This is a genomic window from Variovorax sp. P1_H2 (assembly GCF_056405295.1).
Genome location: NZ_JBFUCJ010000066.1, coordinates 23,694 through 39,034 on the forward strand (window position 1 = coordinate 23,694; position 15,341 = coordinate 39,034).

Consider the following 15,341-nt stretch of genomic DNA (forward strand, 5'->3'; position numbering starts at 1 on the left):
CGACCGATGAAACGCTACTGGGAAATCGATGCATTGCGCGGGCTCATGCTCGTGCTGATGACCGTCACCCACCTGCCGACCCGCCTGACGGATCCGCTCGGGCAGCCCTTCGGCTTCGTCTCGGCCGCCGAGGGCTTCGTGCTGCTGTCGGCCTTCGTGTCGGGGCGGGTCTACAGCCGCATCGCGCGCACCCAGGGCGTCGATTCGATGCGGCGGGCCTTCTGGCGCCGCGCGCTGAAGGTCTACCTGAGCCAGGCCGCGACGCTGCTGTTCCTCTTCACGGTCATTTCGGCCGTCGGACTGCGCATCGACCAGCCGGCGGTCAAGAACCTGCTGTCCTTCTACCTGGCCAATCCGCGCGAGGGCTTCCTCTACGCGCTGCTGCTGATCTACGAGCCGGCGCTGCTCGACATCCTGCCGATGTACATCTTCTTCATGCTGCTGAGCCCGTGGGTGCTGGCCTTTGGCCTGCGCCATGGCTGGACCGGCGTGATGGTCGCCAGTGCCAGCCTGTGGGCGCTGGCGCAGTTCGGGCTCAGCGAATGGCTCTATGGGCTGACCGTGCGCCACACCGGGCTGGTGGTGCCCTTCCACGAGATGGGCGCCTTCAACGCCTTCGCCTGGCAGTTCCTGTGGTTCGCCGGCCTGTGGATCGGCGCCGGCCGCAATGCCCCCGACGCGCAGCCGCTGCGCATCCCGGCCTGGCTGGCGGTGCTCGCCGGCTCGGCCGCGCTCTATGGCTTCTGGTGGCGGCACCATGGCATCAACGGCCAGGCGCCTTTCGGCGGCGATGTCGAGCTGAACCTGCTGTTCGACAAGTGGCAGCTCGGGCCGCTGCGGCTGGTCAACCTGGCGGCGCTGGGCATCGTGGCGGTCCGCTTCGGACCGGCCTTCATGCGCCGGATTCCGCGCCTGCACTGGCTCGAGGACCTGGGCAGCGCATCGCTGCCGGTCTTCTGCGCCCACCTGGTCGCGGTGCTGCTGGTGCTGGCGGTCTACGGCGACAGCCAGACGGCGCGGCCCGGGTGGGGCGACCTGCTGCTGCTGGGCGCGGTGTTCGGCTGGCTCTACGGCGTTGCCCGCCTCACGTTGTGGTGGGACGACCGGCAGAAGCCGCCGGCGCTGCCGCTATCGCGCGCCCTGGGCGACTGAAGCCTGGGCCGGCTCCTGCAGGTGCGCCGCGATCACCGATTGCCAGAGCCGGTAGCCGTCGTCGTTGAGATGCAGCTGATCGCCGCGGAACAGCTCCGGCCGGGGCCGGCCGTCGGCGTCCAGCATCGGCGTGAAGATGTCGATGTAGTCGCTGTTGGGCAGCCGTTTCAGATAGGCGCCGATCATGTTGTTGGTTTCGCGGATGCCGGGCATCAGCTTCTCGCGCGAAGGGCTGGGCTTGACCGAGATGTAGGCGATGCGGGTGTCGGGCAGCCCGGCGCGCACCGTGTTGGCGAACAGGGCGAAGCTCTCGAGCACCTGCAGCGGCGTGCGGCCCTCGGCCAGGTCGTTGTCGCCGGCATAGACCAGCACCAGCCGCGGCTTGTAGCGCAGCACGAGGTCGGCCGCGAACAGGCTGCAGTCGGCCATGGTCGAGCCGCCAAAGCCCCGGTTGACGACCACCGGCAGCTGCCGGAAGTCCTGCGCCAGGCGGGACCACATCCGGATCGTCGAGCTGCCGACGAAGAGCACGCCGCCGGGCGCCGGCAGGCGCTCCCGGTCGGCGGCCGCGAAGGCGTCGAGTTCGCCGCGCCAGCGGGCGTGGGCGGCAAGGTAGGCGGCAGTCTCGGCCGGCTTCGAATCCGGCCCGGCCTGCGAGGCCAGCGGGCTCAGAAATGCGAGCGAAACCAGGGCGGCGCGGACAGCAGCTTTCATCGACATGGATGTTATTCCAACACCGGGCCCCGCCGGCGCAGCCGGGCCTGTTGGTGAAACACCGCGGAACCGGCTTCGCCGGGCCGCTGGTGTTGCCCCCGGTAGGGGGTGGGCGGGCTACACGCAGTGAGCCCAACCTGGGGGCGAGCTAACTATTCCGGCCGATGCCCTGGTAGCTGATGCCGGCAGCCTTCATGGTGCCCGGCTCGTACAGATTGCGGCCGTCGAAGACCACCGGCGACTTCATCAGCGCCTTCAGCCGCTCGAGGTTCGGGCTGCGGTAGGCCTTCCACTCGGTCACGATGATCAGCGCATCGGCGCCGGCCAGGGCCTCCATCGGGTCCTTCGTCGCCGTGAAGCCGATGCGCTCGAGCAGCGCGGGCGCATCGGCGAAGTCGAGCGCCAGCACGCGCTTCGTCTCCTCGATCGCGATCGGGTCGTGCGCTACCACGCGGGCGCCGGCGCGCAGCAGCACGTCGAGCACCACGCGGCTCGGCGCCTCGCGCATGTCGTCGGTGTTGGGCTTGAAGGCCAGGCCCCAGAGCGCGAACGTGCGCTGGCTGAGGTCGGGGCCGAAGCGCGCCAGCACCTTCTGGGTCAGCACGTGCTTCTGGTCGTTGTTGACCGCCTCGACCGACTCGAGCACCCGCAGCGCCTGCCCGTTGTCGCGCGCGGTGCGCGTCAGCGCCTGGATGTCCTTCGGGAAGCAGCTGCCGCCGTAGCCGGTGCCGGCATACAGGAAGCTGTAGCCGATGCGCGGATCGGAGCCGATGCCCTGGCGCACCGCCTCGATGTCGGCGCCGACGCGGTCGGCCAGGTTGGCCAGCTCGTTCATGAAGCTGATCCGGGTGGCCAGCATCGCGTTGGCGGCGTACTTGGTGAACTCGGCCGAACGCACGTCCATCACGCGGGTGCGTTCGTGGTTGCGGTTGAAGGGGGCATAGAGCCGGCGCATGGCGGCCAGCGCCTCGCGGCCGTCGTCGTCGTCGTCGTAGCCGATCACGATCCGGTCGGGCCGCATGAAGTCGTCGACCGCCGCGCCTTCCTTCAGGAACTCGGGGTTGCTGACCACCGAGAAGCGCAGGTCGGAGCGCCCGCGCTTGTCGAGTTCCTCCTGGATCACGGCCTTGACGCGGTCGGCCGTGCCCACCGGCACGGTCGACTTGTCGACCACCACCTTGAAGCCGTTCATGTACTTGCCGATGCTGCGTGCTGCGGCCAGCACGTACTTCAGGTCGGCGCTGCCGTCCTCGTCGGGCGGCGTGCCGACGGCGATGAACTGGATGTCGCCGTGCGCCACCGAGGCCTCGATGTCGGTCGAGAAGCTGAGCCGCTTCGCCGCCACGTTCGACTCCACCACCTCGGCCAGGCCCGGCTCGTAGATCGGGATGCCACCCGCGTTGAGCGTTGCGATCTTGTCCGGGTCGAGGTCGAGGCAGAAGACGTTGTTGCCGATGTCCGCCAGGCAGGCGCCGGTGACCAGGCCGACGTAGCCGGTGCCGATGATCGAGATATTCATGCGTTCAAGTCGCGTTGGGTTCCGAAAGAATCTGGTCGAAGTAGGCGATGGTCTTCTTCAGGCCCTCTTCGAGCTGGGTCCTGGGCGCCCAGCCGTCGAGCTCCTTCTGCGCCAGCGAGATGTCGGGCCGGCGCTGCTTGGGATCGTCCGCGGGCAGCGGCATCCGGATCAGCTTGCTCTTGGAGCCGGTGAGCTCGATCACCTTGTTGGCCAGTTCGAGCATCGAGAACTCGCCCGGGTTGCCGATGTTGACCGGTCCCGGCAGCTCATCGCCGGTGTTCATCATACGCAGCATGGCGTCGAGCAAATCGTCGACATAGCAGAAGCTGCGCGTCTGCTGGCCGTCGCCGTAGATCGTGATGTCCTCGCCCTTCAGGGCCTGGACGATGAAGTTCGACACCACGCGGCCGTCGTTCATGTGCATGCGCGGCCCGTAGGTGTTGAAGATGCGCACCACCTTGATCCGCAGCTGGTGTTGCCGGTGGTAGTCGAAGAACAGCGTCTCGGCGCAGCGCTTGCCTTCGTCGTAGCAGCTGCGCAGGCCGATCGGATTCACGCGGCCCCAGTAGGCCTCGACCTGCGGATGGATCTCGGGGTCGCCGTAGACCTCGCTCGTCGAGGCCTGCAGGATCTTGGCGCGCACGCGCTTGGCCAGGCCCAGCATGTTGATCGCGCCGTGCACGCTGGTCTTGGTGGTCTGCACCGGATCGTGCTGGTAGTGGATCGGCGAGGCCGGACAGGCGAGGTTGAAGATCTCGTCGACCTCGACGTACAGCGGGAAGGTCACGTCGTGGCGCATCAGCTCGAAGCGCGGATGGTCGAGCAGGTGCTCCACGTTGCGCTTGGTGCCGGTGAAGAAGTTGTCGACGCACAGGACGTCGTGGCCCTGCTCGAGGAGCCGGTCGCACAGGTGGCTGCCGAGAAAACCGGCGCCGCCGGTGACCAGCATCCGTTTGGAGGCGTTKTAATTGCGCATTCGCGTAGTCACTTCCTGGTAGGTCAGTTCGATGGTTGCTGATGGCGTTGCTCGTACATCTTCGCGTCGACCAGCATGCGGAACCACAGCGCCTGGAAGAAGGCGAAGTAGAAGCCGGTCGTGCCGTCCAGGAAGCCGAGACGGAACACGTAGCGGTAGACGAAATAGCTGAGCGAGCGAACCCCCGTCGGGAGCTTGTAGTACAGCTCCTTGATGAAGCGGGTGCGCTCGCGGGCGTCGCCCATGAGGCGCGGCTGCAGGACGTTGTCGGCGGCGACGCGGGGGCCGAGCTTTTCCTTCGCCTCGGCGTCGCTCCAGCGGTTGTGGCTGGCGATCCAGTCGGCAAGACGGGCCGAGTTCTTGTCGTGCATGAAGCCGTCGAGCCGGCCCGGCTTGGCGCTGCTGATGAAGTGCTGGTCGTAGAGCCGCGACTCGCAGCGGCCCTGCCCCGAGCGGAAGAGCCGCAGGTGCCACGGGTTGACGCCGCTGAAGCGCAGCATCTTGCCCATGAAATAGTCGCGGCGACGGATCAGGTAGGCATCGAAGGCGGGTCGGCCGGCCAGCAGGGCGCTGATTTCGGCGACCGCGCGATCGTCCAGCACTTCGTCGGCATCGAGGTGGAGCTGCCATTCGAAGGACTGCTCGATCTGCGCGATGGCCCAGTTGCGCTGGTCGCTGTAGTTCGAGAACGGACGCTGCATCACCGTGCAACCCAGCGCCTCGAGGATCGCGGGGGTGCCGTCCGTTGAATGCGAGTCGACCACGAAGACGTGCGGACTCGCTCTTTTTGCCTGAGTCACCGTCTCGCGAATGATCGACGCGGAATTGAAGGTCAGGATGACGACGACGCAGCGAAGGTTTGACATGGTGTTCGGCGCTTGGTGGCAGCTTCGGAGTCAGGGTTCACCCGAGTCCGTAAGCGCAAAGCATGCCAAACTTTAGCACTACATTCTTACATTTAGGAACACAACGGACGGTCGACCCCCTCCGTCCATCGGCCTATGGCCGCAGAACTTCACGGTTTTCACCGGGAAGTGCCTCGGCGGGGCCGGTTCACGCCAGCCGTGCCTGGTGCCGGGCGATCTGCTGGCGCACCTGCGCCGGCGCCGTGCCGCCCAGGATGTTGCGGGCATTCAGCGAGCCGCGCAGGCTCAGCACGCCGTAGACGTCCTTCTCGATCTGCGGGTTGAAGGTCTGCAGCACCGCCAGCGGCAGCTCCGACAGGTCGACCTGGTGCGAGATCGCCGCCTTGACGGCATGCGCCACCGTCTCGTGCGCGTCGCGGAAGGGCAGGCCCTTCTTGACCAGGTAGTCGGCCAGGTCGGTCGCGGTGGCGTAGCCGCGCAGGGCGGCGCGTTCCATCGCATCGGCCTTGACGGTGATGCCGCCCACCATCTCCGAGAAGATGCGCAGGGTGTCCTTGAGCGTGTCGACGGTGTCGAACAGCGGCTCCTTGTCTTCCTGGTTGTCCTTGTTGTAGGCCAGCGGCTGGCCCTTCATGAGCGTGATCAGCGCCATCAGGTGGCCGACCACGCGGCCGGTCTTGCCGCGCGCCAGTTCGGGGACGTCCGGGTTCTTCTTCTGCGGCATGATCGAACTGCCGGTGCAGAAGCGGTCGGCGATGTCGATGAAGCCGAAGGACTGGCTCATCCACAGCACCAGTTCCTCGCTCAGGCGGCTGATGTGGACCATCGCCAGCGAGGCGGCGGCCGTGAACTCGATCGCGAAATCGCGGTCGCTCACGGCGTCCAGGCTGTTCTGGCAGACCTCGTCCATGCCCAGCGCCTTGGCCACGGCCTCGCGGTCCAAGGGGTAGCTGGTGCCTGCCAGCGCGGCGGCGCCCAGGGGCAGCCGGTTGACGCGCTTGCGCACGTCGGCCATGCGTTCGGCGTCGCGCGCGAACATTTCCACGTAGGCCAGCATGTGGTGGCCGAAGCTCACCGGCTGGGCCACCTGCAGGTGGGTGAAGCCCGGCAGGATGACTTCGACGTTCTTCTCGGCCAGCGCCAGCAGCGACTTCTGCAGATCGACCAGCAGGCCGCCGATCAGGTCGATCTCGGCGCGCAGCCACAGGCGCACGTCGGTGGCCACCTGGTCGTTGCGGCTGCGGCCGGTGTGCAGGCGCTTGCCGGCATCGCCGACCAGCTGCGTCAGGCGGGCCTCGATGTTCAGGTGCACGTCCTCGAGGTCGAGTTTCCAGTCGAAGGCGCCGGATTCGATCTCCTCGCGAATCTGCTTCATCCCGCCTTGAATCGCGGCGTGGTCCTGCGCGCCGATGATCCCCTGGGCTGCCAACATGCCGGCATGCGCCAGCGAACCCTCGATGTCAGCCTGCCACAACCGCTTGTCGAAAAAGACACTGGCGGTGTAGCGTTTGACCAGGTCGCTCATCGGTTCGGAGAACAGGGCGGACCAGGCTTCGGATTTCTTGTCGAGTTGGTTTTGAGTCATGGGAACCGTTCGGGAGGCAATAATGGGTTTGTCACCCATTGTTTCTGCGATGCGCAATCCGTCGATTTTATCGGCCACCCCCCCGGCGTCGCCGGCGACGCCTTCCGCCACGTCCACACCGGCCAGGGCGAAGGGGTCCGCGCGTCCCGCGAGGGCACTGTTCGATGCCTGCCAGATCGGGGTGGTGCTGCGGGCCGTGCTGTTCGTCGAGGCGGTGGTGGCCGTGGCCACGCTGTTCGCGGCCCCGACCCTGTCCGAATGGCTGCTGCTGGCCGCGACGGTCACCGGCGGCGCCTTGCCGGCCACGCTGGTCTGGCTGCTCGCCACCTGTGCGCTGAAGAAGCTGCTGGCCCGGCTGCCGGTCCCGGCGCAGTATGCGGCCGGGGCGCTGCTCGGCGCGCTGGCGGCGTTGTACGGCTGCGGCCTGCTGCGGCTGACCGGGGTGCTCGACACGGCGCCCTGGCTGGCCAGTGCGCTGGCCGGCGCCTTGTTCGCGGGGCTGATGATGGCGGCGCTGGTGCTGCGCGCACGCGGCCAGACGCCGGCGGCCACCACGGCGCGGCTGGCGGAACTGCAGTCGCGCATCCGGCCGCATTTTCTTTTCAACACGCTCAACAGCGCGATTGCGCTGGTGCGCCAGGAGCCGGCCAAGGCCGAGGCCATGCTGGAAGACTTGAGCGAACTGTTCCGCCAGGCCCTGGCCGATCCGGGCGAATCGGTCACGCTGGCCGACGAAATCGCGCTGGCCGAGCGCTACCTGGCGATCGAGCAGGTGCGCTTCGGCGACCGGCTCCGGATCCGCTGGGATATCGATCCGGCCGCCCACGGCGCCCGTCTGCCGCCGCTGCTGCTGCAGCCGCTGGTCGAGAACGCGGTCAAGCATGGCGTGGAACCGAGTCCGGACGGCGGCCGCCTGCGCATCCGCACCGAGCGCCGCGGCACGATGGTGCTGATCGAGGTCATCAACAGCCTGCCGCCGCTGCGCTGGGCCGACGCGCCGCTGCCGCGCGGCCACGGCATCGCGCTCGGCAACGTGCGCGACCGCCTGCGCCTGCTGCACGACATGCAGGCGCAGTTCAGTGCCGGCATGGACCAGAAGAGCTATCGCGTCCGCATCGCCATTCCCGCTGAATCATGAGCATGCCCCCGCTTCGCACCCTCATCGTCGACGACGAATCGCTGGCGCGTTCGCGCCTGCGCTCCCTGCTGGCCGATTGCCATTCCCCGCCCGCGGAGGTGGTGGCCGAGGCGGCGCATGGCGAGGGCGCCCTCGACCAGCTGGCCAACGCGCGCTTCGACCTGGTGCTGCTGGACATCCACATGCCCGGCCTCGACGGCCTCGAGCTGGCGCGCAACCTGCGCCGCCGGCCGGGCGCGCCGGCCGTGGTGTTCGTGACCGCCTATGCGGCGCACGCGGTCACGGCCTTCGAGCTGGAGGCGGTCGACTACCTGACCAAGCCGGTGCGGGCCGAGCGCCTGCAACAGGCCCTGCAGAAGGCCGAGCGCTATCTGAAGGAGCAGCGCGCGCCGGTCGCCGAGCCGCAGGAGGTGCTGCTGATCCAGGACCGCGGCCGCACCGAGCGGGTGCCCTTGTCCGAGATCCTCTACCTGAAGTCCGAGCTCAAGTACCTCACGGTGCGCACCGCCTCGCGCAGCCACATCTTCGACGGCTCGCTGGCCGAGCTGGAGGAGCGCTATCCGGCCCGCTTCGTGCGGGTGCATCGCAACGCGCTGGTGGCCCGCGCCGCCATTCGCGCCCTCGAGAAGTACGACGACGGCGAGGACGCCGAAGGCTGGGCGCTGCGGCTGGATGGCATTCCCGAACCGGTGATGGTGTCGCGGCGCCAGTTGTCGAGCGTGCGCGAAGCGCTCAAGGATGCCCGATGAGCGCTGCGCCGCCCCAAGCAAGCTCGCACCGCGGTGCGAAGCACGAAGGTACTCCAGTGAGCGAGCCCGCCGAGCCGGATGTGGTCGTCGCGGCCGAGCCGCTGGAGCCCGATCGGGTGCTGCTGCAGATGCCGGTCGACGTCCGCAGCGCCTCGCTGGTGGTGCTGGCGGTGCTGGCCAGCGTCTTTGCGCTGCGCTGGGCGGCGGAGGTCTTCATCCCGCTGATGGTGAGCCTGATGCTGACCTACGCGCTGGCACCGCTGGTCGACCGGCTCGAGCGCTGGAAGATCTCGCGCTGGGTCGGCGCGGCCGCGATCCTGCTCGGCATCGGCGGGGCCTTCGGCTGGACCGGCTACTCGCTCTCCGGCAGCGCCTCCGAGCTGGTCGACTCCCTGCCCGTCGCGGCGCAGAAGCTGCGCCTGGCGATGCGCACCGGCAGCCGCACGACCGACGCCAATGCACTCGACACGGTGCAGAAGGCCGCGGCGCAACTCGAGCAGGCTGCGGAGGAGAACTCGGCCAAGGTGGCTTCGCGCAAGGGCGTGGCGCGGGTGGTGGTCGAGCGGCCGTCCTTCAACGTGCGCGACTACATGTGGAGCGGCACGGTCGGGCTGATCGGTGCGGCCGGCCAGCTCGCGCTGGTGGCCTTCCTGACTTTCTTCGCGCTCGGCAGCGGCGACACCTTCCGTCGCAAGCTGGTCAAGATCACCGGGCCCAGCCTGCAGAAGAAGAAGATCACGGTGAAAGTGCTGGACGACATCACGGGCCACATCGAGCGCTACCTGCTGGTGCAGATTCTCACCAGCGCCCTGGTCGGCGTCGCGACCGGCCTTGCCTTCTGGGGCCTCGGGCTCGAGAACGCCGCGGTCTGGGGGATCGTCGCCGCGGTCACCAACCTGATTCCCTACCTCGGCTCGCTGATCGTGATGGCGGCGGCCGGGCTGGTGGCCTTCCTGCAGTTCAACGGCATCGAGATGGCGCTGCTGGTGGGCGGTACCTCGCTGGTGATCCACACGCTGGTCGGCAGCCTGCTGGTGCCCGTCCTGACCAGCAAGAGCAGCCGCATGAACCCGGTCGCGGTGTTCGTCGGCGTGATCTTCTGGGGCTGGCTGTGGGGCATCTGGGGCCTGCTGCTGGGCATCCCCATCATGATGGTCGTGAAGGCGGTCTGCGACCATGTCGAAGACCTGCAGCCGATCGGGGAGCTGCTGGGGGATTGAGCGGGGCGCGGCTCAGCCCACCGGTCCGATCTGCACGACCGCGCCGTCCGGCCACATCCGCCAGATCACCCATTCGCCGATCGCCGCCCGCTGCGTCGCGGGCTCGGCCCCCGCCCGTCCGTGGCGCAGCGTGAAGTGCTTCCCCGCCAGCCGCAGCGTGATCTCGAAGCCCGGCCAGTGAGCGGGCACGCGCGGCGTCAGCGCAAGCTGGTCGCCGCGCACCGAGAGGCCCAGCAGGGTCTCGACCGCCGCCCGCTGAAGCCACGCGGCCGAGCCGGTGTACCAGCTCCAGCCGCCGCGTCCCGCATAAGGCGCGGCGCTGTAGATGTCGCCCGCCATCACATAGGGCTCGATCTCGTAGGCCGGACCGCGCTCGGGATGCTGTGCGCGGTGGGCGGGGCTCAGGCCCTCGAAGGTCTGCCACGCGGCCTCGATGTCGCCGTGCAGCGCTTGCGCCATCAGCGCCCAGACCGCGGCGTGCGAATACTGGCCGCCGTTCTCGCGCACGCCCGGTGGATAGGCCTGGATGTAGCCCGGGTTGTTGGGCGAGTGCGCGAGCGGCGGGTCCAGCAGCCGCATCAGGCCCTGCAGCGGGTCGTGCAGGTGCTGCGCCATCGAGGCCAGCGCGAGTGTCGTGTGGCGGTCGTCCGAGGCGCCCGAGAGCACCGACCACGCCTGTGCGATCAGGTCGATCGCGCATTCGTCGTTGAGCGACGAGCCGAGCGGCGCACCGTTGTCGAAGAAGGCGCGCCGGAACCAGGCACCGTCCCAGCCGGCGGCGTGCAGCGCGGTGATCCATCCCTGCCGAGCGGCCAGCCAGCGCTTGGCGCGCTCGCCCTCGCCGCGCGCCAGGGCAAAGGGCGCGAAGCGCTCGACCACGCTGCACAGGAACCAGGCCAGCCAGACCGACTCGCCGCGCCCTTCGTGGCCGACCCGGTTCATGCCGTCGTTCCAGTCGCCGGTGCCCATCAGCGGCAGCCCGTGCGGGCCGGTCGCCAGGCTCTTGTCGATGGCGCGGGCGCCATGCTCGTAGACGCTCGCCGTCTGCTCGCTGGTGCGCGGCGCGTAGTAGGCGTCTTCGGCGCCGTCGGGGATCGCGGGGCCGTCGAGGAAGGGCACACGTTCGTCGAGCACCGAGCGGTCGGCGCTGACCTCCACGTAGTGGGCCGCGGCATAGGGCAGCCACAGCAGGTCGTCCGAGAAATGGGTGCGCACCCCGGCACCGCCCGGCATGTGCCACCAGTGCTGGACGTCGCCTTCGGGGAACTGCCGCGCCGCATTGACGAGGATCTGCTCGCGCAGGCGCGCCGGGTCGGTCAGTGCGAAGGCCATCGCGTCCTGCAGCTGGTCGCGGAAGCCGAAGGCGCCGCCGGCCTGGTAGAAGCCGGCCTTGGCCCAGAGGCGGCAGGACAGGGTCTGGTACATCAACCATCGGTTGACCATGGCGTCGAACAGCGGGTCGGGCGTGCGCACCTGCAGCCGGCCGAGCAATTCGTCCCAGAAGCCGCGCGCCTGCGCCAGGGCTTCTTCGACGTTGCGCTGCTGCCAGCGGCGTGCCATCTGCAAGGCCGCTTCGGCGTCGTCGGCGTGGCCGAGCATGAAGCAGAAGCCGGCGCTTGCGCCGGCCGCCAGGCTGAACTCGCCGGCCACGGCCGCGCAGGCATCGAGGCCGCTGCCCGCGCGCGCGCCCAGGCTGTCGGGCAGCTCGATGCCGCCGCGGCCGGCGAAGAATTCGCTGCGCTCGCAGGTCCATTGCGTCGCGCCGCCGAGGCCGGCGATGGCGACAAAGCCGGTGCTGCCGCCGAAGCCGGCGCTCGATTCGCGCTGCTGGCCGAACACCGCCGGCAGTTCCTCGGGCTTCCAGGTGTGGACCGTACGGCGCTCGCCGCGTGCCGCACCCAGTTGCCACTCGACCATGGCGACGGCACGCAGCCGGCGCGCACCGACGCCTTCGTTGCGCAGCTTCACCTGCACCAGCTTGATCGGCTCGTCGCGATCGGCGAAGAAGGTGGTCTCCAGCACCACGTCGCGGTGCAGGCATTCGAACACCGTGTAGCCCTGGCCATGGCGCACGCGGTGCCTGGCCGCGGCGCCGCCTCGGCCGGCCGGCGTCAGCGGCAGCAGTTCGCGCGAGTCGAGATCCTGCAGCAGGTAGTGCTCGAAGGCCGGGTCCTGAACCGGATCGTTGGACCAGGGCGTGAGCTGGTGCAGCCGGCTGTTGGTGGCCCAGGTATAGCCGGAGCCGGCTTCGGAGACCTGGAAGCCGAAGCCGGCGTTGGCGATGACGTTGACCCAGGGCCGCGCGGTGCGGCGATTGACGTCGACCTCGAAGCGGAACTCGCCGCTGTGGGCATCGAAGCTGCCCTGCGGTGCAGCCACCGTGTCGGCCACGTGCGCCGGGGCAGGACGCCTTGCGACCGCCACCTGCGGGATCGCAGCCGCGCCTTCGGGGGCGCCGGCCGGTTCGCGCAGTGCCGCCACCTGGGCCTCCAGCGTGCGTCCGTCGGCCGTGAACACCGCCCGCGCGAGGCTCGACAGCGCCGCCTTCTCCGAGGCTGTCAGCTCGGCGTCGCGCAACAGGTAGAAGCCGGCCGCATCGTTGCGCGGGAAGCTGTTCTGCGTCTGCTGCGCGACCCGGCTGCGCAGCGCTTCGATCTCGCGCTGCAGCGGCATCAGGTAGGAGTGGGGTTCGCCGTTGAGCACCACCAGGTCGCAGGCCACGCCGCCGAAGCCCCACCACGGCTGGGCTCTCAGCAGCGTGTCGACCAGGCCCTTGCCAGCCGTCGAGTGGATCGTGACCAGCACGATCGGCTTGTCGCCCGAGATGCCGAAGCGCCAGATCTGACGCAGGTCGATCAGGCCGCGGTCGCGCATCGTGCGCGGCGTGGTGTAGGTCAGGATGGTCGTGAGGTCCTGCAGCGCGAGGTTCTTCGCCGGGTCGATGCTGAGGTCGCGCAGCCGCACCTGCGCCAGCGTCGCCGCCATGCGGGTCGCGCGCTCCACGTGCATCGGCTGCATGTAGCGGTCGATGCAGGGCATCAGCGACTCGATGCTGTCGCTGGCCGCGGTCGCGAAGGTCACGCGCGCGCTGGCGCCGGGCGCGACCGACAGCGTCACGCGCAGGCAGGCGATCGGGTCGAGCCCGTTGACCGGCCGGCCATTGGCTGCCAGTGGCTGGGCATCGAGCGCCGGCTCGGCCAGTGTCCGGTTGCGCCCGATGAAGGCGCGGCGATCGCTCATGCAGGCGATGGCCAGCACCTGCGCGTCGACCGCGGCGACGAAGTGCGCGGCGGCCACCACCGGGTCGCCGTGCAGGCGCGGCTTGCGTGCCATCAGCAAGGCCCGCCAGCCCGGCTCCCAGCGGCTCTCGACGAACAGGTTGGCAAAGGCCGGATGGGCCTCGTCGGCCTTGGGATTCGACAGCACCGGTTCGAAGTACGAGATCAGCTCGAGCGTGCGCGTCTCGCTGCCGGTGTTGTGCAGTTCGACCGTGCGAAGTTCGGTGTCGTCCTCCGGGCTGATGAGCACGGTGGTGCGTGCCTGCAGGCCCGGGCCGCTGGCTTCGAACTGCACCTGGTCGGCCAGGAAGCGCGCGCGGTAGCGCCAGTCGGGGCCCGGTGCCGGCAGTGCGGTCAGCGAGGCGAGCGCGTGGGTCTGCGTGTCGCGCACATAGAAGAAGGTGCCGTAGCCGTCGCGCAGCGGATCGTCGCGCCAGCGGCTGACGTTGAACGAGCGCCAACGGCTCACGCCGGCGCCGTTGGCGCGCAGCGCCACCGTGTAGCGGCCGTTCGACAGCAGGTGGGTCGGCTGGAAGCCGCCGCCGGTCGGGTCGACCGCGCGCGGCTGGAACACCGGCGCCGCCTCGCCGGTCGCCGGTTCGGGCGGCGTGCGCGGGTCGGCGCTGCCGATGATCTGCCGCGGCGTGCGTTCGTGCAGCAGCGACGCGTGCGCCTGCACCAGCGGTGCGCTGCCGAACCAGCGGCGCGGCGCGCCGTCGCACACCGCGTTGCACAGGGCCACCAGGGACATGCCCTGGTGGTGCGCCATCACGTTGCGCACCACGGTGAAGGCCTGGCCTTCGGTCTGGCGCGAGACCGTGAAGTCGACCGCGTCGTAGAAGCCGAACTCCCCGCGCGCCCCGAGCGATTCGAGCCGCAGCAGGTTGGTGATGGCGTCGACCGGCGCGATCGCCGCCGCCATCGCGCTCGCATAGGGCGCCACCACGCGGTCGGCCGGCGGCGTGCGGCGCAGCGCGAGCCGCGGCACGCCGAAGGGCGCGTACTGGTAGGCCAGCGAATGGTCCTGCGCGAAGTAGGCGGATTCGGAGACGCCCCAGGGCAGGTTCTGTGCGCTGCCGAAGGTTTGCTGCTCGCCGATCGCGGCGCGCATCGCGACCTCGAGCAGGCCGCCCACCGGCTCGGCCATGACCAGCGTCGGCATCAGGTACTCGAACATCGATCCCGACCAGGACTTGAGACCGGGCCGCACGCCGACCGACAGGAAGGGACGGCCCAGCGCCATCCAGTGGCGCCGCGGCACGTCGCCCTTGGCGATCGCGAGGAAGCTCAGAAGGCGTGATTCCGAGGCCAGCAGGTCGTAGTAGCTGGCGTCGAGCAGGTTGTCCTCGACCCGGAGCCCGATGTGGAACAGGTGGCGCTTGGTGTCGTAGAGGCCGCTGAAGTCCATCCCGGCGCAGAGAGTCTCGCAGCGTTGCGCGAGCGTCTCGAGCCGGACTGCCGCCTCGCCGGCGCCCACGGAAGCAAAGCTGCGGCAGGCCTGCGCCACCGCGATCAGATGCCCCGCGAGGTTGCCGCTGTCGACGCTGGACACATAGGCCGGCGGCAGCCGCTGCAGGGACCGGGTGTCGTACCAGTTGTAGAGATGGCCGTCGTGCTTGTCGAGCCGGTCGATGGCGTCGAGCGTGGCGCCGAGCCGCTCGGCCAGCGCGGGCGTATCGATCCAGCCGAATTCACGGGCGCAGCAACAGGCCAGCAGGTACATGCCGATGTTGGTCGGCGAGGTGCGCTGGGCGAGCGTCGGCTCGGGCTCGAACTGGAGGTTGTCGGGCGGCAGGTGGTTGTCGTCGGGGCCGACCACGTGTTCGAAGAAGCGCCAGCTGTCGCGTGCCAGCGTCTCGAGATAGCGCTGCTGCCCGCTGTCGAGTTGGTTCTCGGGCCCGGCCGGCGTGCGGCTGCTCCACCAGGCCGCGACCGGTGCCAGGGCCCACAGCACGAAGAGCGCGGCGCCGAGCCAGGGATGCGGGCTCCAGAGCGATGCCAGCGCGAGCGCGACGCAGGCCGCGCCGGTGAGTGCCGAGCCGCGCAAGAAGTCGCCCAGTGCATGGCGTGCCTGGGCCTGGGCCTGGGCGGCGGTGGTCCATTCGAGCAGGTGCCGGCGGCTGGCCAGCCGCCGCCAGATGGCC

Annotated in this window: 10 protein-coding genes; 4 read left to right on the top strand and 6 right to left on the bottom strand. The window is 69.4% G+C overall.

The genetic code is table 11. From position 1 onward, the window contains the following. Positions 1-6 precede the first annotated feature (6 nt). Positions 7-1,152 (top strand): OpgC domain-containing protein, encoded by a 1,146-nt coding sequence (gene opgC, locus AC1D2E_RS21210; RefSeq protein WP_478199223.1) that lies wholly within the window; start codon positions 7-9, stop codon positions 1,150-1,152. Here opgC and AC1D2E_RS21215 read toward each other — a convergent pair. From AC1D2E_RS21215 to argH, 5 genes are all read right to left on the bottom strand, one after another. Next, entirely contained in the window at positions 1,129-1,872 is a 744-nt protein-coding gene (locus tag AC1D2E_RS21215) for an SGNH/GDSL hydrolase family protein (protein WP_478199224.1), read from the bottom strand. The genes opgC and AC1D2E_RS21215 overlap by 24 nt on opposite strands. Positions 1,873-2,014: 142 nt before the next feature. Beyond that, positions 2,015-3,385: a UDP-glucose dehydrogenase family protein gene (locus AC1D2E_RS21220; RefSeq protein WP_478176890.1), complete on the bottom strand. Its 1,371-nt coding sequence runs from the start codon at positions 3,383-3,385 to the stop codon at positions 2,015-2,017. 4 nt (positions 3,386-3,389) lie between these two features. Further along, entirely contained in the window at positions 3,390-4,361 is a 972-nt protein-coding gene (locus AC1D2E_RS21225; RefSeq protein WP_478199225.1) for a UDP-glucuronic acid decarboxylase family protein, read from the bottom strand. A 23-nt stretch (positions 4,362-4,384) separates the two neighbouring features. After that, positions 4,385-5,227: a glycosyltransferase family 2 protein gene (locus AC1D2E_RS21230; protein ID WP_478199226.1), complete on the bottom strand. Its 843-nt coding sequence runs from the start codon at positions 5,225-5,227 to the stop codon at positions 4,385-4,387. Between the two features lie 187 nt (positions 5,228-5,414). Next, entirely contained in the window at positions 5,415-6,812 is a 1,398-nt protein-coding gene (gene argH, locus AC1D2E_RS21235) for an argininosuccinate lyase (RefSeq protein WP_478199227.1), read from the bottom strand. A 49-nt stretch (positions 6,813-6,861) separates the two neighbouring features. Between argH and AC1D2E_RS21240 the strand changes: the two genes are divergently transcribed. The 3 genes from AC1D2E_RS21240 to AC1D2E_RS21250 are packed head-to-tail and all read left to right on the top strand — an operon-like array spanning position 6,862 to position 9,919. Next, the gene (locus AC1D2E_RS21240; protein ID WP_478199231.1) at positions 6,862-7,950 is read left to right on the top strand and encodes a sensor histidine kinase; all 1,089 of its coding nucleotides are present in this window, start codon (positions 6,862-6,864) and stop codon (positions 7,948-7,950) included. 2 nt (positions 7,951-7,952) lie between these two features. After that, positions 7,953-8,699 carry a LytR/AlgR family response regulator transcription factor gene (locus tag AC1D2E_RS21245; RefSeq protein WP_478199232.1) on the top strand — a complete coding sequence of 249 codons (747 nt, stop codon included), beginning with the start codon at positions 7,953-7,955 and terminating at the stop codon, positions 8,697-8,699. Then, a complete protein-coding gene (locus tag AC1D2E_RS21250; RefSeq protein WP_478199228.1) occupies positions 8,696-9,919 on the top strand; it encodes an AI-2E family transporter in 1,224 nt (407 codons plus the stop codon). The genes AC1D2E_RS21245 and AC1D2E_RS21250 overlap by 4 nt, the downstream gene beginning before the upstream one ends. 12 nt (positions 9,920-9,931) lie before the next feature. Here AC1D2E_RS21250 and AC1D2E_RS21255 read toward each other — a convergent pair. Continuing rightward, positions 9,932-15,341 (bottom strand): glycoside hydrolase family 94 protein (locus tag AC1D2E_RS21255; protein ID WP_478199229.1); only part of this gene is annotated, 5,410 nt, incomplete at its 5' end.